Here is a 24759-nt window from a genome sequence, read left to right on the forward strand (position 1 = left end):
GTCCAAACACGGGCGGGAGGGATTCATAGCGGCACCACTTTGCGCCGAGTACTTTCAGGTCTTGGGTGATCCAATGTCAGATTCGTCCGCACACCAGCCAATTGGAGTAGCCGAGGCGGACGGCTGCTCTCGGTGGCAGCGGAGCTTGGGCAACATCGCAGCGATCGACTGCTCGGAGTCCAAATCACTCGACGATGCTGTTCCGACCAACGTGTCTTCAGCCACGATCAATGGTGTTCGATGGCTCTCCAGACTATCCTGAAAGTTGCTTCGCACCGTTCGAAGTCCCGCGCTGCCGCTTCTGCGATTTCGATATCGACCTTCAATACCTAACGCCTTCGGATGGCACTTGCCGATACCTTGGTGCTTGTCATCGGTGAGAGACCTTGGATTCGCCGCGCACGGTTTCTCAATCAGATATCGATGATTGCCGTCGTAATCGCCTGCCATTGGTCGCGCGACACCGCTTGGGGGCTCGCGAGCAGCCAGTAACTCTCGTGGTAGGAAAGAGCGGCGGGATGCAGGCGGACCAACGCTCCCGTTGACAAGGCCTCCGCGCACAAAGGCAGAGATGCCAGGAAAACGCCCAGCCCCGCCTTCGCCGCGCCGAGCGCCGAAAGATGCGTGTCGAAGCGCAGGTCGGGCAACGGGGTGGTCGGGATGCCGAACTCGGCTGCCCAGGCGTGCCAGCCGGGTCGTTTACCGGAGCAGGCGATGCGCGGCCAAGCCGTCCAATGCCCGGCGCGGGCTGCCAGAGACGGGGCCGCCACCGGACAGATCTCTTCGGCATAAAGCCGGGCGCGATAAGGATGCGGCCAGTCTCCCGTTCCATAGCGGATGCGAATGACGTCGTCCTGCGGGGCGTCGTGTGCGCCGACAACCATCGACTGGATCGAGATTTCAGCCTTCGTGAGCGATCGCAAGCGGCCCAGCCTTGGAAGCAACCACTGGTCGATGATGGTTTGGCTGGCGGACAGCGTCAGGCGTCGATGTCCGCTGCCGAAAACCGCCTCGGTGCTGTCGCGCAGCCCTTCCAGCGCAAGACGGACATGGGGCAACCACGCTTCGCCCTCGACGGTCAGCGAGATGGCCCGTGCCCGACGGTGGAACAGGGGTGTGCCAAGTTGTTTCTCCAACTGTCCGATGCGCTGGCTGACCGCGGCCTGCGTCAGTCCCACGTCTTCGGCGGCGGCGGTAAAGCTGCCGAGCCGCGCCGCCGCCTCAAAGGCGCGGATCCATTCGAGCGGAGGAAGACGATCTCTCTTCATAAGCCAAACGACATCTCAGGCCATAAACTCCTGATTTGAGTTTATGCAATGAGCTTGAGAAACTCCAGCCAAGTCAAACTCAACCCTTGGGGCCTCTCATGCCGTCAGTCGCTGTCGATCCGTCCGGAACCTTTCTGACACTTGACTCTGCCACGGGCCCGCACCGTTTTCATGCGATCTGGCTGCGGGACAATGCGCAGGATGCGCAAACACGCGCTCCCGGGAACGGGCAGCGATTGATTGCCTTGCGCGACATCCCCGCCGAGACCCGTATTGCGGCCGCAGAGATCGCCGCGGACGGTGCGCTGCACGTCCGTTTTGACCCAGAAGACAAGACCGTTCGCTTCGACCCTGCATGGCTTGCGGCGCATGCCTATGACCGGTCCGTACATACGGCGCGGGGCTGGCTGCCAGACGGGGTCGAGCCGTGGGATGCGGGGCTGATGGACGCCGTGCCATGCGGCGACTTTGCCCTGCTGCAACAAGGCGGCGCGCCGTTGCGCGACTGGCTTGGACAGATAGTCCGCTATGGCTTTGCCAAAGTGGTGAACGCGCCGGTCGAACCGGGGGCGCTGTTTCGCATCGTCGATCTGTTCGGCTATGTGCGCGAGACGAACTATGGCCGCCACTTCGAGGTGCGGACCGAGGTGAACCCGACCAACCTCGCCTTCACGGGCCTCGGGCTTCAGGCGCATACCGACAATCCATATCGCGACCCTGTTCCGACGATCCAGGTTCTCTACTGCCTCGAGAGCTCTGCCGCGGGGGGCGAGAACATGGTGGTCGACGGGTTCGCCGCGGCCCTGCGCCTGCGCGAGGAAAACCCGGAGGGATTCGACCTGCTAGCCGATCATTGCGCGCGGTTCGAATATGCTGGCGAGGCGGGGGTTTGCCTGACCTCCCGCCGCCCGATGATCGAACTGGCACCGGACGGTGAACTGGTTGGTATCCGCTTCAACAACCGCTCTTTCGCCGCGGTGACGGACGTACCCTTCGACAAGATGGAGGCCTATTACGCCGCCTATCGCCGTCTGGGCGAGATCATCGACGACACGGCCATGGAGGTGACGTTCCGGTTGGAGCCTGGCGAGGCCTTTGTCGTCGACAACACCCGCGTGCTGCACGCGCGCAAAGGCTATTCCGGTGAAGGAACGCGCTGGCTGCAAGGCTGCTACGCCGACAAGGACGGGCTGCGGTCCGCTCATGATGCGATGTGCCGTGAGGGCGTGCTGGAGGCCGCGGAATGAGGCCAGATATCGACACTTTGACTGCCGAGACAATTGTTGCCTTCATCGGCTCGATCTTCGATCGGCGCGGCGGTGAGGAATACCTGGGCGAGCCCGTGACGATGGGCGAACACATGCTGCAAGGGGCCACGATCGCCGAGCGCAACGGCCAGCCCGAAGCGATCATCGTCGGCGCGCTGCTGCACGACATCGGCCATTTCACCAGCGAGTTCGGCACCTTCACCATGGACGATACCGAGGACCGGCACCACGAAGACGCAGGCGCCGAGGTGTTGGAGCGCTTCTTTCCATCTGTCGTGACCGATTGCTGCCGATACCACGTCGCGGCAAAGCGTTACCTCTGCGCGACGCGCCCCGAGTATTTCAAGCGCCTGTCCGAGGCTTCGGTCCATTCGTTGAACCTCCAGGGTGGCCCGATGTCGCCCGAGGAAGTGGCCGAGTTTGAGAAGAACCCGAACCTCAAGGAGATCATCGCCGTTCGATATCTCGACGAGGCAGGAAAGGTCGCGGGGATGGACACGCCCGACTTCTGGCATTTCGCGCCTATGGTGCAGCGGCTGGTCGACAAGCATTTGTCCGGCACCTGATCGCACAGGGAGCCCGATCACGTGAGGCTGGTAGGGAATGGACGTCCATCCTTGGCCAACGTCTGACGCTGGACACGCCGCGCTTCGACGGAAAACATACGGCTGAAGAGGAGGGTCCGCATGCACAGGAAGGTGATCTCGGGCGCAGACGCCGCCGCGCTTATCAAGGATGGGGACGTTCTGACGACCTCCGGCTTTGTCGGAATTGGTGTGCCTGATGCTCTTCTTTCGGCGGTAGAGCAGCGGTTCCTCGAGACCGGCCATCCGAAAAACCTCTCGCTGGTCTTCGCAGCAGGACAAGGAGACGGTGGAGAACGCGGACTGAACCGCCTCGGGCATGAGGGCCTCCTCAGCCGTGTTGTGGGTGGGCATTGGGGCCTCATTCCAAAGGTCGCGGCGCTTGCCGTCGAAGGCAAAATCCAGGGGTGGAACCTTCCGCAGGGATGCATCAGCCAGCTCTTCCGCGACGCCGCCGCGGGCAAGCCCGGGATGATCACCACGGTCGGTTTGGACACGTTCGTCGACCCACGGAACGGCGGTGGGGCGATCAATAGCATATCGGTGGAGCCGCAAGTCGAGCTGATGACGCGCGGCGATGAGGAATACCTATTCTATCCCGGGCCGAAGCTAACGGTCGCCTTGTTGCGCGGTACGACCGCCGATGAGACCGGCAACATCACGATGGAGCGTGAGGCGCTGATCATCGACAACCTCGCACAGGCCATGGCGGTGAAGAATGCGGGCGGCATCGTCATCGTTCAGGTCGAACGCCTTGCCCGCGGTCGTAGCCTCCCCGCGCGTGAGGTGCAGATCCCCGGGATCTTCGTGGACGCTGTCGTGGTCGCGCCCCCGGAGCTGCATATGCAGACCTACCGGACGGCCTTTTCCCACGCCTTCACCAATCGCATCCGCCCGCCCGAGGGCGAGATCCCGCATATGCCGCTCGATGCGCGAAAGGTCATCGCGCGACGCTGTGCATTCGAACTCCCGGTGAACGGTGTGATCAACCTTGGCATCGGCATGCCCGAAGGCGTCGCTGCCGTTTCCGCTGAAGAGGGTTTGCTGGATCATGTGACCCTGACGGCCGAGCCCGGCGTTGTCGGCGGCCAACCCGCCTCCGGCCTCGATTTCGGGGCGGCTGTCGATGTCGATGCCGTCATACCTCAGAACGCGCAGTTCGACTTCTACGACGGTGGCGGGCTCGACATGGCGTGCCTCGGTCTGGCGCAAGCCGACGGGCAGGGAAACGTTAACGTCTCGCGCTTCGGCCCACGGCTTGCCGGGGCGGGCGGGTTCATCAACATCAGCCAGAACGCCAAGGCGCTTGTCTTCGCCGGGACGTTCACCGCCAAGGGCATCGACGTCGAGGTTGGCGACGGTGCGTTGACGATCCGGGCGGAAGGCACATCCAGGAAGTTCCTCGACGCCGTCGAACAAGTAACTTTCTCTGGTAAACGCGCAGCGCGCCTTGGTCAGCCGGTTCTCTACGTGACCGAACGCTGCGTGTTCCGGTTGCGACCCGATGGGCTTGAGTTGGTTGAGGTTGCACCGGGCGTCGACCTCGGTCGGGATATCCTCGGACACATGGGTTTTCGTCCAATCATCGAGGACGTTCGCGAAATGGATGCGCGGATATTCCGCGACGAACCCATGGATTTGAAGCGAGAACTTCTGCACCTCGACCTGCCTGAGCGAATTGCTTTGGACGCAACGACCGGCCGTCTCTTCATCAATTTCGAGAAGATGCGGATCCGGACGCTCGAAGAAATCGAGCAGGTGCGCGGGCAGGTCATGGAGGTTTGCGGCCCGCCGACGGACAAGGTGGACGTCGTGGTGAATTACGACGGCTTCCAGCTCGACGATGATATCGCTAAGGACTACGCCGAGATGGTCGCGGACCTGGAGAGCCGGTTCTACAGGACGGTCACGCGCTACTCCGGCTCAGCATTTATGCGCTTGAAGCTGGGTGAAACACTCCCAAGCGCGTCACCGCACATCTTCGAGACAAGAGAGGCCGCGCAGGCGTTCCTTGACCGGCTGAAGTGAGGGAGACAGCGGGATCGCCTCAGGGCAACCCAGAATGGCGGTTTAGTCCGCACACCAGACCTTCAGAACGATCTTCAGAATGGCGGCTTACCACGAAAGCGGACGTTAATCCGCATTCCGCCAACGACCGAGAAGCGGACCAAGCTGCCCGATGCTGGTGCAGCGACGTTCACGTCGGCGGCACGATCGAGTCACGACGTGCCTTGCGGAAGTGCAGCACGCCTTCCCCGAAGCGGTCGTTCGTGCACGGCTGAATGGCGCAGATCCGAACCGGTCATTCGCCGCGTGGCGGCTTGACGTCTCACATGCGGACAAAGCAGACCGATGCAGTTGCTTTCTAAGGCGTCATCGCGATGGATCAGAGGCCTGCTAAGATGTTAGTGAGCGATATTCACGATAGGCCGTTGGGTTGTTCCCTCTGAGCGCTCCGCCATCGCAACTGAGGAAGCTTCGGTCGAGGCTGGCGACCAGATGACCACATTACCAGTTGTCCGAGAACTCGCAAATCAAGCGGCCGATTCCTCGTTTACGTTCTTGTTCGATGGTCAAGATTGAGCGTCCTTTCGTTCGTTCTCGTCGGAGAGTCTCGCTCCGGCGATCGCAAGGCGTCATGTGCGGGCGTCGTAGTCGGTGTCCGCCACAACGACATCGACTTGCGGCGTTTCCCGGACGATCCCGCAATCGGTCTTCGGCCGGCAGGAGGGCAACCGGATAAGGCAGACCGGAGCCTTGACATGTGCCGGCACCGGCTGCAATGTCGCTTGAACAAACTGTTCTATAATGAACAATCGATGGTGGGCTCTTGTCTGGGCACTAGACTGCAAGGACGATCCGATGTGCCGATACTCGCAACCATGGCGATACCGCGATGACTGAGCCGATACTCGGGGTGTCGGGTGATCTCTCCCATATCTCGCGACCCGGGCCGGGGCCCGTTGTCGTGTTCCTGCATGGTATCGGGTCCAACGCGACATCCTTCGCGCCGCTCTTCGAAGTCCTGCCCCCCGACCTGACCCTGCTTGCGTGGAATGCACCCGGCTATTCGGATTCCGCGCCACTAAACGAAGATTGGCCGACGGCCGGTGACTACGCGGAAAAGCTGGCGGATTTGCTGGACCAGCTTGGCCATGACACGGTGCATCTTGTCGGGCATTCGCTTGGAACGCTGATCGCCGCCGCCTTCGCGCGCCAGTTCCCGGATCGGGTGCAGAGCCTCACGCTGGCCGCCGCCGCGAAGGGCTACGGCGTGCCGCGCTTGGGGGCGCTGCCCGACGGGGTGCAGGCCCGTCTGACCGATCTCGCGCGCCTTGGCCCCGCCGCTTTCGCCAGCGCACGCGCGGCCAACCTGGTGCACGAGCCGGAAGAACACCCCGAGATCGTAAAGAGCGTCGAGACCGCGATGGCGCAGGTGAACCCCGAGGGCTATGCCCAGGCGGTGCGGATGCTCGCGTCGGGCGATCTGCCCGGCGATTTGACCCATGTCGCAGCGCGCCCCGGCTTCATCATCGGCGCGCAGGACCGGGTGACGCCCATGGCGCAGACCATGGCCGCCGCCGACGCATGGGGCCCGGGCCGGGACACGCGCCCGACCGTCACCGAAATCGAGCGGGCGGGGCATGCGGTCTACCTGCAACGCCCCGACGCATTCTGCGCCGCCCTGCTGGATCACATGGGCCTGCCCGCCGCCCGAAACCCCGAGGGAGCTTGAGATGACCGAAGACCTCAGACTGGATCACTTACGCGGCATCGTGATGCGCGCGCCCGGGATCACCGCGACGACGGCGTTCTACACCGATCAATGGGGACTGCACGTGGCCCATGAGGGCGACGGGATCACCTATCTGCGCGGGACCGGCGACCAGCCGTTCATCTATGGCCTCAGAGACGATGCGACCTATGGCATTGAGTACATCCATTTCGGCATGCCGGACCGCGACGGTGTCGACGTGCTCTACAGGCAGCTTTCCGAAAAGGGCGCGGACCTGCGCGGCGCACCGGGCATGTTCGAGGGGCCCTTCGGCGGCTACGGGTTCGAGGTGGTCGACCCCGACAACCGGCGCCTGCGCATCACCGCCGATATCGCGCTGCGTGACGCCGACGACATCCACGCCTATCCGCGCAAGATCAGCCACGTGGTGCTGAACACGCCGGACATGGAGGGAATGCAGCGCTGGTACGAAGAGATGCTGGGCTTCCGCACCAGCGACTACTCCGCCGACCAGATGGTGTTCCTGCGCATCGGCAGCGATCACCACGCCATCGCGCTGGTGCGCGCGCAATACCCGGCGATCAACCACGTCGCCTTCGAGATGGCTGGCATCGACAGTTTCATGCGGGGCATCGGCCGCATGAAGCAGCAGGGCCAGGTGCCGAGCTGGGGGCCGGGACGCCACGGGCCGGGCAACAACCCCTTCGCCTATTTCGTCTCGCCCTCGGGTTTCGTGATCGAATTCACCTCGGAGGTGCAGCAGATCGACGAGGCTACGCACGAACCCAAGGTCTGGTCGCGCACCGACCCCGAGGCAATGGACCAGTGGATGACGGCGGGTCCGCCGACACCGGCGCAACGCGCGGTCATGGCCGGGCGACCCGACCCCGGCTTTCCGAAGGAAGGGTGAAGGATGGATCTCGGGCTGACCGATCGTTGCGTCGTGGTCACCGGCGGCAGTTCCGGGATCGGGCTGGCGACGGTGCGCATCCTGCTGGAAGACGGCGCGCGGGTGGCGTTCTGCGCCCGGGGCGCGGAGCGGCTGGAGGCCGTGGCGGCGGAGCTGGCAGACGAATACGGCGGGGACAGGGTTCTAGCGCGGGCGTTTTCGGTGCTGGACCCGGAGGCGGTCGCGGGTTTCGCCGAGGAGGTTTGGCAGACCTTCGGCGGCTGCGACGCTCTCGTTACGAATGCCGGGCAGGGGCGCGTCTCGACCTATGCCGACACCAGCGACGCCGACTGGCGCGAGGAGCTGGAGTTGAAATTTTTCAGCCAGCTGCACCCGATCCGCGCCTTCGAGGCGGTGCTGCGGAAAAGCGGGCAAGGCGCGATCGTCGGCGTGAACTCGCTTCTGGCGCTTCAGCCCGAACCGCACATGGTTTGCACCTCCGCCGCGCGGGCCGGCGTGCAGAACCTGCTGAAGTCGCTGGCGACGGAACTCGCACCCGACATCCGCGTCAACTCGATCCTTCTGGGCCTCGTGGACAGCGCCCAGTGGCAGCGCCGGTACGAGGCGCGCGAGGACAAGGCCCAGACCCGCGAGGACTGGTTCGCCGCGTTGGCGCGGGCCAAGAGGATCCCGCTCGGCCGGCTTGGCCGGCCCGAGGAGCCCGCCCGCGCGATCGCGTTCCTCGCCTCGCCCGCGTCCAGCTACATCACTGGCGCCAAGCTCGAAATCTCGGGCGGCGTGTCGCGTTTTGCCTGATCCCCGTATCCGAAGACCCTGACGAAAGACCCAAGCCCCATGTCCCAGACCGTTGGCCACCAGATCGCCGAGGCGCTTGCCGATGCGGGCGTCACCACCATGTTCGGCGTGATCTCGATCCACAACATGCCGATCCTAGACGCGGTGGCCGAACAGGGGCGCATCCGCTTCATTCCGGCGCGCGGCGAGGCCGGGGCGATGAACATGGCCGACGCCTTTTCGCGCGTCACAGGGCAACTCGGCGTGGCGCTGACCTCGACCGGAACGGCGGCGGGCAACGCCGCGGGCGCGCAGGCCGAAGCATTGACTGCCGGAAGCCGGGTGCTGCACCTGACCACGCAGATCGACCGCCCCTGGATGGACCGGGACCGCGCCGCGATCCACGATGTGCCCAAGCAGCCCGAGATGCTGCGCGGCGTGTCGAAGGCCGTGTTCCGAATCTGGGATGAGATGGGGGTTCTGGGAACGCTGTCGGCCGCGATCCGCGCGGCGATTACGCCGCCCACCGGTCCGGTCAGCCTCGAGGTGCCGGTCGACGTGCAGCGCATCCCCGCGGTGCCGGGATTGCGCCTGACCCCTCCGCGCCCGGCCGTGGCGACGGTGGAGGAGGTCGCCCTCGACGCGCTGGCCGAGCGCGTGAAAGCCGCGAAACGGCCGATGCTCTGGCTCGGCGGTGGCGCTAGGGGGGCCGGAGCCGAGGCGTTGGAGCTGGTCGAACGCGGCTTCGGCGCTGTCAGTTCGACGCAGGGCCGCGCGGTGGTTCCCGAAGCCCACAAGGGCACGCTCGGGGCTTTCAACATGACCCCGGAAGCGGAGGCGCTCTTTCGGGGCTGCGACCTGATGATCGTCGTGGGCTCGCGGCTTCGCGGGAACGAAACCCGCAACAACAAGATGCCGCTGCCGCGCCCGCTGTTCCAGATCGACGTGGAGCCGACGCAGGGCGGGCGCAACTACCCGGTCGACGGGTTGCTCTGCGGCGACGCGGCGGCGACGTTGCGCGCGCTTCTGGACCGATTGCCCGAGCGGCTGGGGACCGATCCGCAGCTCCATTACGACATCGCCGTGGCCCGCGCGAAATCCGAGGGGGCACTGCGCGCGCGCCTCGGGCCATATCAGGTGGTCGCCGATCACCTGCTGGCGGTGGTGCCGCGGGGCGGCCACCCCTGGGTGCGTGACGTCACGATCTCGAACTCCACCTTCGGCAACCGCTATGTCCAGATCGCGGCGCCGCATCTGGGCGTACACGCCCTTGGCGGCGGCATCGGGCAGGGGATCGCCATGGCCATCGGGGCGGCGGCGGGATCGCAGGCGCGCACCATCGCGCTGGTGGGCGACGGCGGCGCGCAGCTCGGCATCGCCGAACTGGTCACGGCGGTCGATGCGGACCTGCCGATCACCTTCGTGCTGATGAACGACGCGGCCTACGGCGTGATCGAGAACATCCAGGACGCCCAGTATGACGGGCGCAGGCATTATTCCAAGCTCAAGACGCCCGATTTCGGGTTGCTCTGCCAGTCCATCGACATGCCCCATGTACGCGTCGCGCGGATCGAGGATTTCCCGCAGGCGCTGGACGCGACACTCGGGCGTAACGGCCCCGCGGTGGTGGAGGTCGACATGGTGTCCATCGGCCCCTTCGCGGAATCCTTCGCCGGACCGCCGGCCGGAGCCGCGGGCGGCAAGTCATGAGCCTCGGTCACGTCGCGATCATCGGGTTCGGCGCGATCGCCCGCGACTTGATCGACATCCTCGCCGCGCAGGAGTGCGCGCCCGACCACCTTACCCTCCTCGTTCGCCCGGGCCGCGAGGCAGAGATTCAGGCGGCGCTTGGCACGGAGGCCTCGGTGACTTCGTCGCTGGACACGGTGCTGGCGATGCGCCCCGACGTGGTCGTCGAATGCGCCGGACACCGTGCCGTGGCGGCCTTCGGGGCAGCGGTGCTGGCCAGTGGCGCGGACCTGATCGTGGCCTCGGTCGGCGCCCTGGCGGAGGCGGATCTGGCCGCCGGGCTCGAAACCGCCGCGCAGTCCTCGGGCGCGCAATGCGTCGTTCCCGCCGGGGCCATCGGCGGGATCGATGCGCTGGGCGCGGCGCGGCTCTCGGGGTTGATCTCGGTCGACTATATCGGCACCAAGCCGCCGGGCGCCTGGGCCGGCACGCCGGCCGAGGATGTGACTGACCTCGCCGCGCTGACCACGCCCTGCACCTTCTTCGAGGGCAGCGCGCGGGAGGCGGCGCAGCGCTATCCCAAGAACGCCAATGTCGCCGCGACGCTGGCTTTGGCCGGACTGGGCATGGACAGGACGCGTGTCCGCCTCGTCGCGGACCCCGGCACAACCGAGAACACCCACGCCTTCAGTGTTACCTCGCAGGCGCTGGAGTTTTCCATGCAACTGGTGGGCAAGCCGTCGCTGCGAAATCCCAAGACGTCCCGATCCACCGTTTACAGCATCGCGCGCGCCGTCGTGAACCGGCGCACCGCGATCGTCATCTGAGGGCGCCATGGAGCACACATTTCGCGACGACCTGATCTTTGTCGGAGGCCATTGGCAAAAAGGGCGGGGCGCGCCGATAACCTCGCACTTCGCCGCCGAGGGCCGTGTCAACATCACGCTGAGCGGCGCCTCGACGGAGGATGTGGAGCTTGCCATCGCCCGCGCGCGCGCCGCGCAGCCGGCCTGGGGGGCGCTCAAGCCCCATGACCGCGCGACGGTGCTCTACCGTATCTCCGAAGGCATTGCCGCCAATATCGACCGCATCGCCTGGGTGCAAAGCCGCGACACTTCCAAGACGCTGACCGAAACGCGCGCGCTGGCGACCTCGGCTGCGGGCACCTTCAGGTATTTCGCGGCGGTGGCGGAAACCTCAGACGATCTGCTGACCGTTCCACGCGGGGATTACACCACGGCCTCGATCCACGAGCCGCTGGGCCTCGTGGCGGCGATCACGCCCTGGAATTCGCCGATCGCATCCGACGCCCAGAAGGTCGCGCCGGCCCTTGCTGCGGGCAACGCCGTCTTGCTGAAACCGGCCAGCTGGTCGCCGCTGGTCAGCCTCGAGCTGGCGCGCATCGCCGAGGAGGCGGGGCTGCCGCAGGGGCTCTTGTCGGTCCTGCCGGGGTCGGGGCGCGAGGTGGGCAACGCGCTGGTCGAGCATCACGACATCGCCAAGGTTTCCTTCACCGGCGGCACGGCGACGGGGCGCAGGCTGGCCCATGCGGCGGCGGAAAAGCTGATGCCCGTCTCGCTGGAGCTGGGCGGCAAGTCACCGACAATCGTGTTCGAGGACTGTGATACCGACCTCGCCATCGCGGGGATCCTGTTCGGCATCTTCTCGTCCTCGGGACAAAGCTGCATCGCGGGGTCGCGCCTGTTCGTTCAGCGCAGCATTTACAAGGCTTTCGTCGCGCGGCTGGTCGAGGCGACGCGGGCGCTGGTGGTCGGCCATCCCTTCGACGCGGAGACGCAGGTGTCCTCGCTGGTCCATCCCGAGCATCGCGAAGCGGTGGAACGCTACGTGGCGCTCGCCCGGGAGGAAGGCGGCACGATCCTGTGCGGCGGCACGCGGCCGGAGGCCGCGGCGCTCCAAGAGGGCTCCTATTTCACGCCCACGATCATCGCCGGGCTCGACAACACCGCGCGCACCTGCCGGGAGGAGATATTCGGCCCCGTGCTGGTCGTGATGCCCTTCGAGGACGAAGCCGACGTCATCGCGCAGGGCAACGACAACGACTACGGGCTCGCCTGCGGCATCTGGTCGACCGATCATCGCCGCTGCCGACGCATCGCGGGCGCCATCCGGGCCGGCACGGTCTGGATCAACACCTACAAGCAGTTCTCGATCTCGACGCCCTTCGGCGGCGATGGCGAAAGTGGGATCGGCCGCGAGAAGGGGCGCTCGGGTCTGCGCGCCTACCAGCGGCAGAAGTCGATCTACGAGGACATGTCCGGCAGGCCGCATCCCTGGGCCAGATGGCCCTAGCGCGCGGTGTATCCCAGCGCGGCAGAGGCCTTGCGCGCGGCCGAGGTCACCGCGTCGATCAGGGCCTGGTCGCGGCCGTCGCGACCGGCGGCGAAGCGCGCCTCTGGGCCGGACACGTTGATGCCGCCCACGACTTCGCCGGAATGATCGAAGACCGCCGCCGCGCAAGACCCGATGCCTGCCTCGAAATTCCCCTGGCTCCAGGCGAAGCCCTCGGCCTTGTCGTGGCGGGCCTGGGCGATGATCTCCTCGATTGTCCGCGGCGTCTTGTCGGTCGCCGTCTCGGGCGGATCGCCGGAAAAGATCTGCCGCAACTGCGTCTCCGAACATTCCGCGAGGATCGCACGTCCGATCGACGAGGCATGGGCCGCCAGCCGCGATCCGGTGCGCACGTTGCTGACGAGATGGGAATTGGGCGCCTCGCGGCCGAGGTAGATGATGTCGCGCCCGTCCAGCACCCCCAGATGCGCCGACATGCCAGTTTCGAGGCACAGCTCCCGCAGAATCGGCTGGCAAATCTGCACGATGTCCCGCCCCTGGATGGCCTGTGCGCCGAGGCTGACCAGTCCTGCGCCCAGCCGGTAGCCGCCGCCGTCGCCCAGTTCCTCGATCATGCGGTGTTCCACAAGGGTATGGATCAAGCGGATCAGGGTCGTGCGGTTGATCCCCAGATCGCGCGACACGGTGGACAGGTTCCGCGCCCGCTGCCCTTCGCCGATGTAATGCAGGAGTTTCAGAGCCCGCTCGACCGGGGGCACGGAGTAGGGGGTCTGGGATGGCGTGTCGTCCATGGGGATCTGTCCTGTCATTCAGGTTCGGGCGGGGTGCTGCGAACCGTGGCCCTGCGGCGGAAAACTATTGACCGCAAGGGTCCTCATAACCTACGTTTGAACATATAGTTCAATATAGAACACCCAGCAAGATCAAAGGGACCATAGTGACGCTTTCAATTGGCATATGCGGCGGAGGAATCGGCGGTCTTTGCGCCGCCATTGCGCTGCATCAGGCGGGTCACGACGTTCAGGTCTTCGAAAAGACGCGGTCGTTCAACCGAGTCGGCGCGGATGTCAATCTGACGCCGAACGCCGTCTTCGCCCTCGACCAGCTGGGCGTCGGTCCCTACCTGCGCGACAGCGCGGCCCGCCCCAGCTTTCGCATCAGCCGGGACGGCGTGAGCGGCGAGGAGACCTCCCGGCTGCCGATGAGTGCGGCGGCGGAAGAGAAATACGGCGCGCCGCAACTGACGATCCACCGCGCCGACCTGCTGGACGCCCTGCGCGCGCGCCTGCCCGAGGACAGGCTGCGCCTTGGAATGGGGGCGGTCTCGCTGGAGCTTGGCGAGGGGCAGGCGGTGCTTGGCTTTGCCGACGGAACGCAGGCGGCCTTCGACGTGGTGATCGGCGCGGACGGTATCCACTCGGTCGTGCGCACCGCGCTCTGGGGCGAGGATCACCCGCGCTATACGGGAATGGTGTCCTATCGCGGCACGTTTCCCAGCGAAAAGGCCGCCGGGCTGCCCGACACCGACGCCTTCACCAAATGGTGGGGCGAGGTGCCCGAAAAGCAGATCGTGACCTTTCCCCTGACCGGGGGCCGGGAGATCTTCGTTTTCGCGACCCTGCCGCAGAAGGATTGGTCCGAAGAAGGCTGGACGCTGCCCGGCGATGCCGAGGACCTGCGCCGCGCCTATGCTAATTTCCACGGCGATGCCCGCAAGCTGCTGGACGCGCTGGACGAGGTCACGCGATCCGCGCTGCATGTGCGCGATCCGATGCCGCAATGGGCCAAGGGGCGTGCGACGCTTCTGGGCGACGCGGCCCATCCTATGGTGCCTTTCATGGCGCAGGGCGCCTGCATGGCCATAGAGGATGCCGTGGTGCTGGCCCGTGCCCTCGAAGGCGCCGACGACAATGACGGGATCGAGGCCGCGCTCGCGCGGTACGAGACGGAACGCAAGCCCCGCACCGCGCGGGTCCAAGAAAGCTCGCTTGCCAATGACTGGCTCAAGAAGGCCGGCAACGCGGATTGGGTCTATGGCTACAACGCCTGGACCACGCCGCTCGATGATTCCACTCACAACGGGGGTTCCCATGAAACACGTGTTTAGCAGCGCCTTGCTTGCGGCGAGCTTTGCCGCCGCCGCCGCTCCGGCCTTTGCCGATCCGGTCCAGATCAACGCCGTGACGCTTGCGCCCCGGTCCGTCTACATCACCCAGCCCTTCGCCCAGTTCGTCGAGGAAGTGAACGAGCGCTTCGCCGGCGAGATCGAGATCAACTGGCGTGGCGGCCCCGAGGTCATGCCGCCCTTCGGTCAGGCCGAGGGCGTGCGCAACGGCGCGATGGGCATGACCTATACCAGCCCCAGCTACTACCAAGGCCTTGTTCCGACCTCGGGCACGATGAACCTGTCCTTCCTGAACTACGAAGAGATCGCGGCCACCGATTACCACGAGCGGATGACTGAGCTGCACGCTGAACAGGACCTCGCGTTCATCGGTGAAATCCCGGCGACGCAACTGAATTTCCAGCTCTACATGGGCGAGGAAGTCACCGGTCTCGCCGATCTCGAGGGCAAGCGCATCCGCGTTTTTCCGACGCTCCTGCCGCTGGTGCAGGCGCTCGGCGCCGAGCCGATCGTCCTGCCAATGGAGGAGATCTACACCGCACTGGAACGCGGCACCATCGACGGGTTCATGCAGGGCCCGCTGGGTCAGGCGGCGCAGTTCGAGGGGCTGGTGGAGACCGTCGTCCAGCCCGGCGTCTACCGCGCGGGGTTCCCGGTGCTGATGAACATGGACCTGTTCAACCAGATGTCACCCGACCTGCAGGAACGGTTCACGACCTTCCTGCGCGAGGATTTCGCCCCCCGGATGGACAATATCTGGGCCGAGGACATCGCAACCGAGCGCGCCGCGCAGGAAGCGGCCGGGTTCAATTACCTTATGCTGTCCGAGGAAGAGGCGGCGCGGTATGAGGCCATGGCCATGGATGCGGCATGGGCCATGACGGCGGAGAATGCGGGCGCGGAGATCGCGGCCGAGCTTCGCGAGATGCTGGACCGCTGACAGCCTGATGTGACACGCGAAACGGCGGGGTCGGGCCTGTTCCGACCCCGCCATTGGCAAGAACGGAAGGCAGAAGGTGGACCGCACCCTGACCCAGCTGAGGCGCGTGTTCAGCCGCCTGAACCTGTTCTGCGCCGTGATCGGGGCGGTGCTCTTGTCCATGATCGCGGCGATCATCTGTTCCGAGGTGGTGATCCGTTGGCTCGGAGGCGCGTCCCAGCTCTGGGTGATCGAGGTCAGCGAATACGCGCTTTTGTTCATCACCTTCCTCGGCGCGCCGTACCTGCTTGAAAAGAACCTGCACGTGGTCATGGATCTGGTCTATGACAGCCTGTCGGGCCGCTGGCGCCTGATTTTGCAGCTCATGAATGCGACCATCGGTTTCGTTCTCTGCGCGGTGCTGACCGTCGTCGGCATCAGCGTCGTGATCGAGCAATACGAGCTGGGCGTCAGGCTGGTTACGGTGATGCGTCCGCAAAGCTGGTGGATCACCGCGGCCCTGCCTGTGGGCATGGCCCTGATGACCGTCCAGTTCCTTGACCAGATCATCCGCACCCTCCGTGGCGAGGTGCTCTGAGCGATGGAATGGTATGTCACGCTCACCATCGTTCTGGTGCCGCTGTTCGGGCTGATGCTGGCCGGCCTGCCGGTCGCCTTCGCCTTTCTCGCCATCAATCTGGTGGGGTCCTACATCCTGATGGGCGGCTTTTCCGGGGTCGAGCAACTTGTCCTGAACACCGTCGGCTCGGTCACCAGCTTCACGCTGATCCCCATCGCGCTCTTCATGATCATGGGCGAGGCGATGTTCCGCTCCGGCATCGCCATCGACCTGATGGACACGCTCGACAAGTGGTTCGGAAAGCTGCGCGGGCGGCTGGCGCTGATGGCCGTGGGCGGGGGCGTCCTGTTCTCCACCCTGACCGGGAATTCCATGGGCTCCATCGCGCTTCTGGGCTCGTCGCTCACGCCTGAGATGGAAAAGCGCGGCTACGCGAAACCGATGTCGCTCGGGCCCATCCTCGGCTCTTCGGGCCTTGCGATCATGATCCCGCCTTCGTCGCTGGCGGTTGTGCTGGGCGTGATCGGCGACATCTCCATCGGTCGCATCCTGATCGGCATCATCGTGCCGGGGCTCCTGATGGCGCTGCTTTACGTCCTTTACATCCTCGGCCGCTGCCACTTGCAGCCGCATCTCGCGCCATCCTTCGACGTGCCGAAGGTCAGCATGGGCGAGAAGCTTACGGCCACCGTCGTCAACATCGTGCCGCTGTCGTTGATCGTCTTCTCGGTCGTGGGCGTCATCTTCCTGGGCATCGCGACGCCGAGCGAAGCCGCCGCGACGGGCGCTTTCGCCACCCTGTTGCTGGCCGCGCTGCGCCGCCGTCTGACGCCCAAGGTCTTCGGCGACACGATGTTCTCCAGCGCCAACATCTCGGTCATGGTGCTGCTGATCGTGTCGGGCGCGGTCACCTTCTCGCAGCTTCTGGCATTCACGGGGGCCACCTTCGGCATGGTCGATGCGGTCCTGAGCCTCGACATCTCGGACGACGCGATCGTCTTCATGATGATCATGCTGGTGGTCTTCATGGGAATGTTCATGGGGCCGCTGCCGATCATGCTGATCACGTTGCCGATCTTCGTGCCCATCGTGCAGCAGTTCGGCATGGACCCGATCTGGTTCGCCGCCCTGTTCCTCGTGGCGATCGAGACCGGGGCGACTTCGCCTCCGTTCGGGGCGGCGCTGTTCGTGATGAAGGCCGTGGCCCCCAAGGGCACGACGATGGGCGATATCTACCGGGCGGCGATCCCCTTCATCCTTCTCGATCTGCTGGCGATCCTGCTGATCTTCTTCATCCCCGAACTCGTGACCGTCCCGGTCGATCTGATGTTCCGATGAGCCGTCCGAATTTCCTTGTCATCATGACCGATCAGCAGCGCGCCGATCACCTGGGCTGCTACGGCAACGACATCCTGCGTACGCCGCGGATCGACGCGCTGGCCGCGCGGGGCACACGGTTCGACCGTTTCTACGTCGCCAATCCGATCTGTCAGCCGAACCGGGCGGCGTTGGCCACGGGGCAGCTGACCTCCGTCAACGGGTGCCGCCAGAACGGCATTCCGCTGGGCCTCGACTGCACGACCTATGCCGATGTGCTGCGCGCCGCGGGCTATCGCACGGGGCTGGTGGGCAAGGCGCATTTCCAGAACGTCTCGCCTGTCCCGGCGCGGCCAGCGGTGCCGGGCGGTGAGGGAGAGGCCCCGCCCGAACCGTTCGATCTGGCACGCAGAAGCCAGCGACGCGGGCCGGAATACGAGCAGGAGATCCGCAGCCGCTGGATCGACGACCCGGATCGTGACGTGCCGCTTCCCCATTACGGGTTCGATCACCTGCGCCTGTGCATCGGCCATGGCGACCAGGTGGAGGGGCACTATTCCGGCTGGCTTCGGGATCGGCTGGACGGCGCCCCCGATCCGCGCGGACGCGCCGCGTCGGCCGGCAACGGGCTAGGGGACGCGCCGCAGGTGTGGCGGACCTCGGTGCCCGAGGCGCTCTATCCCACCGCCTATGTCGGCGAAGAGGCCTGCCGGTTTCTGCAGCACCCGAGCGACGATCCGTTCCTGCTGCTGGCCTCGTTCCCCGATCCGCACCATCCCTTCACGCCGCCGGGGCGCTATTTCGACATGTATGACCCGGCCGATATTCCGCTGCCCGAAAGCTTCGGCCATCCGACCGCGGCCCGGACCGACCTGCCGCGTCACATCCGGCGCGTCTACGAGATCGGCGCGGAAAACCCCGATGCCTACTGGCCCTTTCACAGCGACGCGGAGGCGACGCGCCGGATGATCGCGCTCAATTACGGCGCGATCACCATGATCGACGACTGGGTCGGGCGGATTCTCGACGCGCTGGAACAAAGCGGCAAGGTGGAGAACACCGTGGTAGTCTTCATGTCCGATCACGGCGATTACATGGGCGATCACGGCACGGTCCTGAAACATGGGCTGCACAGCCACGGGCTGATCCGCGTGCCGCTGATCTGGGCCGATCCGAGGCGTGCGGGCGCATCGGTGTCCTCGCTGCAGGGCAGTGCCATCGACTTCGCTCCGACGCTGTTGCAAAGCGCAGGGATCGCATGTCCTGTCGGCATGCAGGGACGCGACCTGTTTGCTCCGGACGCCGCCGATCTGCCCGTCCTGATCGAGGATGCTGGCCTTGCCTTCGCCAGCGACGACGGCCTTACCGCCAGCCGCACGCTGGTCCATGAAGGTTGGCGGATGACGGTTTTCGAGGGTTCCGATCTGGGGGAGCTCTACGACCTAGGGGCCGATCCGTCCGAGCTGTCGAACCTCTGGGCCGATCCTGCCTTCTCCGCGCGCAAGGCGGACCTCATGCAGCAACTCGTCCTACGCCAGATCGCGCTCAGGGATACATCCCTCCAGCCGACGCACCAGGCCTAGACCGATGCAGGGGCGCCCACTAGACATACTGATCGTGGGTGGCGGGATCGCCGGCTGCTGCGCCGCGATCGCGCTGACGCGGACCGGCCACCGGGTCCGGATCGTTGAGAAGCAGGACGCGTGGCGATTCCAGAGCTCGGGCATCTTCGTGTATGCCAACGGTTTGGAAAGCCTTGGGAAAATCGGCCTGTTGGAGGATATCCTCGCTGCCGGGTTCCCCGTGCCCGAAGGCCGCAACGCCTATTACGACCACACCGGGAAACCGATCGTCGAGACCCGCTATCCCACCGCCGACGCCGGCCGGATCCCGGCGATCCTCGGGATCAAGCGCGCCGAGATGCACCGCGTCATGGCCGCCCGCGTCGCGGCGCTTGGCGTGCCGGTGCAGCTGGGGACGACCGTGACGCGGCTGGAGGACGGGGCTGGGGGCGTCAGCGCGACGCTCTCGGACGGCAGCGTCGCGCGTGCCGATCTGGTGGTCGCGGCCGATGGCGTGCGTTCGGCCACGCGCGCCCTGATCGGCATCGAGGTTGCGCCGCGCTACACCGGGGTGGGCGTCTGGCGGGCCGTGCATCGCCGGCCGCCGGAGCTGACCGACAAGATCATGATGATGGGGCCGGCCAAGCGCTTCGGCATCATGCCAATCAGCGACGAGCTGCTCTACACCTTCGGCACCGTGACCGAACCCGAGGACAGCTACTACGCCCCCGCGGACTGGCCCCGGCTCATGGCCGCGCGGTTCGCGGAGTTCGGCGGCCCCGCCGCCCCGTTCCTCGCGGAGCTGAGCGCGCGGACCGAAGTGCTCTATACGGCGGTCGAGGAAATCGTACTTCCCCTGCCGTGGCACCGGGGACGCGTCCAGCTGATCGGCGATGCCGCCCATGCCTCGACCCCGTTCATGGGGCAAGGGGGTGCCATGGCCATGCAGGACGCCGTGGTCCTCGCGGAAGCGCTTGCGGCGCATGACACGCTGGAAGAGGCGCTGAGCGCCTTCGGCGCCGCGCGTTTTCCGGTATGCGTTTTCGTGCAGGACGTCTCGCGCGCGGTCGGAGAGGCCGGTGCGCGGGAAACGGGCGACCCATCGGCCCGCCATGCCGAGATGCGCGCGACGGCGCAGGACAAGGTGGACGGGTTCTACGACCGGTTGCACGCGTTGACCCAGGCGGGCCGGTTCGGACGCTGACGGCGAGCCTAGCCGGGCAGGCGCAGGCGCCCCGAAATCTCGGCCTCGGCGTGGTTCAGCGCGCCGAAGCCGGCCCCGGCGGTCCAGAACCCGCCGAGGATCTCGGTGCCCGAAAGCTCCGCCCGCCCGGCGATCCGTGCGCCTTCCAGGGTGACATTGGCCATCATCAGCGCTTCGCGCATCGACAGGGTGGCCAGCCGGGCGCGCGCCAGCGACAGCACGCCCTGAACAACCGCCCCGTCAAGGATGACATCGCCTGCCTCGAGGCCGTCGGCGCGCAGGTCGGTGCGGAAGGTCGCACCGGTGAGATCGCATCGCTCCGCCATGCTTGCCTGCCGCAGCCATGCCAGCCCCTGAAAGCGCGTGCCCCGTGCGCTGAGCCCGCCCATCAGCCGCGCGCCCGACAGGTCGAAGCCGCGCAGCTCCAGCCCATCGAGGATCAGCGGCGCCTCCAGCACGATGCCGCGCGCGTCGACATGTTCGCCATGGCGCCATGGGCGCTGCAACTCGGCCAGAAGCTCCGCCCCGGTCACGTGAACACGAAGCCCCGGTTGACCGGCAGGACCTGACCGGTCAGCGTCAGCGCCGCCTCGCTCAGAAGGAAGGCCACGGTTCCGGCCACGTCCTCGGGCGGTTGCGGCCCGGGCACCGCGCGGCCCTGACCGTATTGCTCATGGCGCGCCCGGGGGACGTATTCTGTGCTTTCGGTGGTCAGGATGCCCGGCGCGATGGCCGTAACGCCGATGCCGTCGGGGCCGAGTTCGCGCGCCAGCGAGCGCGTCATCGAGATAACCGCGCCCTTGGAGGCCACGTAGCTCATGAGGTTGGGCGCGCCCCAGAGCGCGGTGTCGGAGGCCACGTTGACGATCCGCCCCGAGCCCGAGGCGCGCAGGGCAGGGGCCGCGGCCCGCGTCATCAGCCAGGTGCCGCGCACGTTGACCTCCATCACCCGGTCCCAGGTGTCGATATCGACATCCTCGAACCCGATGCCGCCGATGCCGGTGGCGATGGCCCCGTTGTTGACCAGCCCGTGAAGAGGTCCGTCCAGCCCGGCGCCAAGCGCCGCGACGCTGGCCGGGTCGCGCAGGTCGACGCGGTTGAAATCGGCGGAAAGCTCCGCCGCCACGGCCCGGCCTTCCTCCTCGAGGATATCCGCAAGGGTCAGCCGCGCACCCGCCTCCGCGAGGTGGCGGGCGATCACGGCACCCAGACCGCGCGCCGCACCGGACACGACAATGTGCCGTCCCTTCAGGGTCATTGCGCGGCGACGCCCTCGGCGGCCGCGTCCTCGGCCTCGATCTGCGCGCGCGCCAGCCGGTTGAGCGCCCGCCGCAGATGCGCGAGCCCGATGTCGTGCTGATAGAGCATCTCGCGCCGCCGCGCGTCGTCGGGCATCCCCTCCAGCATCACGCGATCCTGCTCCAGAACTTTCCAGTGCTGTTCCTCCAGCCGCGCTCGGAACAGGAAGCGCCAGCTGTCGCGCTCGAAGCCCTGCACCTTGCGCATCCGCCAGAAGAACACCTTGCAGCGTTGCGGACCCATGGGCAGCACGTAGCCTACGATCCGCATGTTGCCGCCGGGTCCGGCCGAGGCGGGGTAGGGGATGTCGAGATGGCAATACATGCCGCCTTCGGGCGTCTCGAATTCGACCCAGTCGAAATTCTCGCCGGTCTGGCCAATGCGTGCCACGCGAAACCCGGTCTCGCGGTTTTCCAGCTCCAGCAGGTCCTGCTTGGAGCCGAAGGCCAGCGTGAAGCTTTCTGCGTGCAGGTAACAGCCATGCATCGGGTCCGCGAGGTTGTCGAGCGCGTAGCGATAGTTCACGTCCCAGACGGCGGTGCACAGGAAACCGGCCCAGTCCGGATCGGTCAGTTCTGGCGAAAGCGGCAGGGGCGGCGGCTCCGTCGCCTCGTCCGAGGACATGAAGACGAAGACCGCGTCGCTGTGCTCGGCCACGTGGTAAGAGCGCAGCGCCTTGCGACCTTCCATCGGGCAATCGGGCATGGCGGGAACATGCTGAACCGTGCCGGTGCCATCGACCACGACGCCATGATAGCGGCAGCCGATGTTCTCGCCGTGGATCTCGCCGTAACTCAGCGGCGCGCCGCGGTGCGGACAGAAATCCTCGATGCACTGCACCGTCCCGTCCGAGCGGCGCCACATCACCAGCTTCTGCCCCAGCGCCACGACGCCGAAGGGCCGGTCGCCCCGAATCTCCACCGATTTGGCGACCGGATACCATTGATCGCGGACGCCTTCGTTCACGCGGGCCTCGACCCGGCCCCTCATCTCTGCCGATACTGCCATCGTGTCCTCTCCCTCAAGCTCCGAAGCCGTTTTCGAGATATGCCGCGTCCAGATCCGCGTTGATCGCCTGCAGTTCGGCCGCCAGCGTCTCGACCGTCCAGTCGGGCTTGCCGCTGGACGGCCGGATGACTCCGCGGGCGGTCAGCGCGTCGGCGAGCTCGGCCTGACCGGCAATCCCGTCGCCATAGAGTGCCATGAGCGCCCCGGCGAAGTCATCCTCAGCGGCGCTGAGCGGCCGACCCCGACCCTGGTGGGCAAGTTCCGGACGGCCCGCGGCGCGCGCGGCGGCCATCATCGCCTTGAACGCGTCGGGGCGTCCGGGATTGCTGGGTGTGCTCATCGCGCTCAGCCCTTACTGTAGACGGCGCCATCATCGCCCGACGTGCCGATCACGGTCCAGACGGTGGCCGGCCCGACGCCGGGGTTGCGCAGGTAATGGGCCTGCCCCGCGGGCGTCTTGACCAGATCGCGGGGGCCAAGCTCGACGCTGGTTTCCGCGCCTTCCTCGCCGACCCAGACGACCTCGACGCTGCCCTCGATACAGAGATACGCATCTTCGGCGGTGCGCGTGAAGGGCGCCAGTTTCGCACCCATGGGCAGGCCCCACATTTCCTTACGCGTGCTGTCATGCTTCACCGCGCCCGGCGCATCGCCGACGTAGACCTTGCGCGTGAAGCCCGCGTTTTCCCAAATTGTCGGCAGCTCGGTGTAGCGCACCACATAGTCGGCCATCAGCTTCTGGATCTCGTGGGTGCCGTTGCGGTCAAAGGGCATGGTCTTGCCCGGCTGGGCGCCGAAGGTCCGCGCCAGCTCCGCCGGATGCTCCTTGGGGTGATAGTGATAGACGGGCGGCAGCGGCTTGCCCACGTCGACCGAGATCGACATGAACACCGGCTCGACCCCGTCGACGCGGAAACCGTGGCCGATCTCGCGCGCGTTCAGGATCATGTCCTTTGGGCCGAGATTGACCTCGACGACCTCGCCGTGCTTTTCCCAGCCCACGACCAGCGCCCCTGACAGGATGAGAAAGCTTTCCTCGATCTCGTGGCTGTGGCACGCGGCGTATCGACCGGGTTCCTTGTAGATCAGGCTGAGCGTGAAATTGTCCGCCTTGAGCGTCGACGGATCGCCCACCTTGGGCGAGCCGCCGGCCCCGATATAGCGCATCTGCGCGCGGGCCAGCTCATCAAAGCCGGCATTTGACGGAAAAGCGTTCCAGTCGAAGGTCTTGTCGACGAAGCGCCCGGTATGAGCTTTCATGCGGTCCGCAAGGCTGGCCTGAGGGGTCGAGGCGATGTTCATGGCGTGTCTCCCGAGTGAAATTGCTTGACCCGACACTAAGGCCGGGGGTTTCGTTGGGAAGCGCGCGTTTTACCGGTGAAACGTCCCGGAGGGCCGATGAGCGATAAGGATCCCTATTCTGTTCCCGCCCTCGTGCGTGGGCTGACATTGCTGCAGACGTTCACGCCGCAGCGTCCGGAACAGACGATGGCACAACTGGCGCAGACGCTCGGCATCACCCGGTCGGCGGTGTTCCGTACCGTTCACACGCTTGTGCAGGAGGGTTTCCTGCTGCCGGTCCGCGACGGCAATCACTTCCGCCTCGGTCCGGCAGTCCTGCGGGTCAGCTATGGATACCTCGCCAGTCGAGAGTTGCTGGAAGTGGCGCAAAAGCCGCTGGAGGCGCTGCGCGACGCGCAGGACTGGTCCGGTCATCTGGGCGTGCTTGACGGGCGGCATGTCCTCTACCTGATCCGCCTGCCGGCGTCCGACGGTCTGTCATCGCTGGTCCATGTCGGCAGTCGCCTGCCGGCGACGATGACCGCCATGGGGCGGGTGCTGCTGAGCCGGAGGACAGAGCCGCAGATCCGCCGCTTGCTGGACGGTCAGCCGAAAGCGGCCATCGAGAAGGCGCTTGCCGCCTGGCGGAAAGACAGCGCAAATCCCTCGGTGATCCATAACGGCAGCTTCGAGACCGGGCTGTGTAGCGTCGCCGCCCCGATCCACGACTTGTCTGGCGATGTCATCGCGGCCATCAGCGCCACGAAACAGACCGACACCGTGCCCACCTTGGTGGAACGCGAAGTCCTGAAGACCGCATACGCGATCAGCCGCGCGATGGGTTGGAACGCGCCGGAACCCTAGCGGTGTTTGGTCTGCCGCCGGCGGGTCAGCGGCATGAATCTTGCGTCCGGGTTCGATG

At 66.0% G+C, this 24759-nt stretch carries 23 protein-coding genes; 16 read left to right on the forward strand and 7 right to left on the reverse strand.

Annotated elements, in window-relative coordinates:
• Positions 1-413 precede the first annotated feature (413 nt).
• On the reverse strand, positions 414-1268 hold the full coding sequence (locus tag N8I71_RS11610; protein ID WP_262878152.1) for a LysR family transcriptional regulator: 855 nt from the start codon (positions 1266-1268) through the stop codon (positions 414-416).
• Between the two features lie 98 nt (positions 1269-1366).
• Between N8I71_RS11610 and tmpA the strand changes: the two genes are divergently transcribed.
• The 9 genes from tmpA (at position 1367) to N8I71_RS11655 (ending at position 12542) form a co-directional block, all read left to right on the forward strand.
• The gene (gene tmpA / locus N8I71_RS11615) at positions 1367-2515 is read left to right on the forward strand and encodes a 2-trimethylaminoethylphosphonate dioxygenase (RefSeq protein WP_262878153.1); all 1149 of its coding nucleotides are present in this window, start codon (positions 1367-1369) and stop codon (positions 2513-2515) included.
• Positions 2512-3102: a (R)-1-hydroxy-2-trimethylaminoethylphosphonate oxygenase gene (tmpB, locus tag N8I71_RS11620; protein ID WP_262878154.1), complete on the forward strand. Its 591-nt coding sequence runs from the start codon at positions 2512-2514 to the stop codon at positions 3100-3102. The genes tmpA and tmpB overlap by 4 nt, the downstream gene beginning before the upstream one ends.
• A gap of 120 nt (positions 3103-3222) precedes the next feature.
• On the forward strand, positions 3223-5148 hold the full coding sequence (locus N8I71_RS11625) for an acyl CoA:acetate/3-ketoacid CoA transferase (protein WP_262878155.1): 1926 nt from the start codon (positions 3223-3225) through the stop codon (positions 5146-5148).
• An 868-nt stretch (positions 5149-6016) separates the two neighbouring features.
• A complete protein-coding gene (locus tag N8I71_RS11630) occupies positions 6017-6856 on the forward strand; it encodes an alpha/beta fold hydrolase (protein WP_262878156.1) in 840 nt (279 codons plus the stop codon).
• Position 6857: 1 nt separating this feature from the next.
• On the forward strand, positions 6858-7766 hold the full coding sequence (locus N8I71_RS11635; protein WP_262878157.1) for a VOC family protein: 909 nt from the start codon (positions 6858-6860) through the stop codon (positions 7764-7766).
• Between the two features lie 3 nt (positions 7767-7769).
• Entirely contained in the window at positions 7770-8561 is a 792-nt protein-coding gene (locus N8I71_RS11640) for an SDR family oxidoreductase (RefSeq protein WP_262878158.1), read from the forward strand.
• Positions 8562-8600: 39 nt separating this feature from the next.
• Complete coding sequence (locus N8I71_RS11645; protein WP_262878159.1) at positions 8601-10250, forward strand: thiamine pyrophosphate-binding protein; 1650 nt, start codon at positions 8601-8603, stop codon at positions 10248-10250.
• Positions 10247-11056, forward strand: coding sequence for an aspartate dehydrogenase (locus N8I71_RS11650; RefSeq protein ID WP_262878160.1), 810 nt, complete (start codon positions 10247-10249; stop codon positions 11054-11056). Before N8I71_RS11645 ends, N8I71_RS11650 begins: the two co-directional genes overlap by 4 nt.
• A gap of 7 nt (positions 11057-11063) precedes the next feature.
• Positions 11064-12542 (forward strand): aldehyde dehydrogenase, encoded by a 1479-nt coding sequence (locus tag N8I71_RS11655; protein WP_262878161.1) that lies wholly within the window; start codon positions 11064-11066, stop codon positions 12540-12542.
• On the opposite strand, the gene N8I71_RS11660 is transcribed toward N8I71_RS11655, so the two are convergent.
• Positions 12539-13333 (reverse strand): IclR family transcriptional regulator, encoded by a 795-nt coding sequence (locus N8I71_RS11660; protein ID WP_262878162.1) that lies wholly within the window; start codon positions 13331-13333, stop codon positions 12539-12541. The genes N8I71_RS11655 and N8I71_RS11660 overlap by 4 nt on opposite strands.
• 146 nt (positions 13334-13479) lie before the next feature.
• Here N8I71_RS11660 and N8I71_RS11665 point away from each other — a divergent pair, with 146 nt between their 5' ends.
• The 6 genes from N8I71_RS11665 to N8I71_RS11690 all read left to right on the forward strand — a co-directional run bounded on the left by N8I71_RS11665 (position 13480) and on the right by N8I71_RS11690 (position 20249).
• Positions 13480-14649 (forward strand): FAD-dependent monooxygenase, encoded by a 1170-nt coding sequence (locus N8I71_RS11665; protein WP_262878163.1) that lies wholly within the window; start codon positions 13480-13482, stop codon positions 14647-14649.
• Positions 14633-15607, forward strand: a complete 975-nt coding sequence (dctP, locus tag N8I71_RS11670) for a TRAP transporter substrate-binding protein DctP (protein ID WP_262878164.1) — start codon at positions 14633-14635, stop codon at positions 15605-15607. Before N8I71_RS11665 ends, dctP begins: the two co-directional genes overlap by 17 nt.
• Before the next feature lie 76 nt (positions 15608-15683).
• Complete coding sequence (locus tag N8I71_RS11675) at positions 15684-16184, forward strand: TRAP transporter small permease (RefSeq protein WP_262878165.1); 501 nt, start codon at positions 15684-15686, stop codon at positions 16182-16184.
• Between the two features lie 3 nt (positions 16185-16187).
• A complete protein-coding gene (locus N8I71_RS11680; RefSeq protein WP_262878166.1) occupies positions 16188-17504 on the forward strand; it encodes a TRAP transporter large permease in 1317 nt (438 codons plus the stop codon).
• The gene (locus N8I71_RS11685; RefSeq protein ID WP_262878167.1) at positions 17501-19066 is read left to right on the forward strand and encodes a sulfatase family protein; all 1566 of its coding nucleotides are present in this window, start codon (positions 17501-17503) and stop codon (positions 19064-19066) included. Before N8I71_RS11680 ends, N8I71_RS11685 begins: the two co-directional genes overlap by 4 nt.
• Before the next feature lie 4 nt (positions 19067-19070).
• Positions 19071-20249, forward strand: a complete 1179-nt coding sequence (locus tag N8I71_RS11690) for an FAD-dependent oxidoreductase (RefSeq protein WP_262878168.1) — start codon at positions 19071-19073, stop codon at positions 20247-20249.
• Positions 20250-20257: 8 nt separating this feature from the next.
• Here N8I71_RS11690 and N8I71_RS11695 read toward each other — a convergent pair whose 3' ends face one another.
• From N8I71_RS11695 to N8I71_RS11715, 5 genes are read right to left on the reverse strand one after another with little or no spacing between them, the layout of a single operon-like run.
• A complete protein-coding gene (locus N8I71_RS11695; protein WP_262878169.1) occupies positions 20258-20782 on the reverse strand; it encodes a hypothetical protein in 525 nt (174 codons plus the stop codon).
• Positions 20779-21507 carry an SDR family oxidoreductase gene (locus tag N8I71_RS11700; protein WP_262878170.1) on the reverse strand — a complete coding sequence of 243 codons (729 nt, stop codon included), beginning with the start codon at positions 21505-21507 and terminating at the stop codon, positions 20779-20781. Before N8I71_RS11700 ends, N8I71_RS11695 begins: the two co-directional genes overlap by 4 nt.
• On the reverse strand, positions 21504-22556 hold the full coding sequence (locus N8I71_RS11705; RefSeq protein WP_262878171.1) for an aromatic ring-hydroxylating oxygenase subunit alpha: 1053 nt from the start codon (positions 22554-22556) through the stop codon (positions 21504-21506). The genes N8I71_RS11700 and N8I71_RS11705 overlap by 4 nt, the downstream gene beginning before the upstream one ends.
• A 13-nt stretch (positions 22557-22569) precedes the next feature.
• A complete protein-coding gene (locus N8I71_RS11710) occupies positions 22570-22896 on the reverse strand; it encodes a recombinase-like helix-turn-helix domain-containing protein (RefSeq protein WP_262878172.1) in 327 nt (108 codons plus the stop codon).
• Between the two features lie 5 nt (positions 22897-22901).
• The gene (locus N8I71_RS11715; protein WP_262878173.1) at positions 22902-23858 is read right to left on the reverse strand and encodes a cupin domain-containing protein; all 957 of its coding nucleotides are present in this window, start codon (positions 23856-23858) and stop codon (positions 22902-22904) included.
• Between the two features lie 96 nt (positions 23859-23954).
• On the opposite strand from N8I71_RS11715, the gene N8I71_RS11720 reads away from it, so the two are divergent.
• Positions 23955-24701: an IclR family transcriptional regulator gene (locus tag N8I71_RS11720; RefSeq protein WP_262878174.1), complete on the forward strand. Its 747-nt coding sequence runs from the start codon at positions 23955-23957 to the stop codon at positions 24699-24701.
• Positions 24702-24759 lie beyond the last annotated feature (58 nt).

This window comes from Roseicyclus sediminis (assembly GCF_025515305.1).
Lineage (GTDB): Bacteria > Pseudomonadota > Alphaproteobacteria > Rhodobacterales > Rhodobacteraceae > Roseibacterium > Roseibacterium sediminis.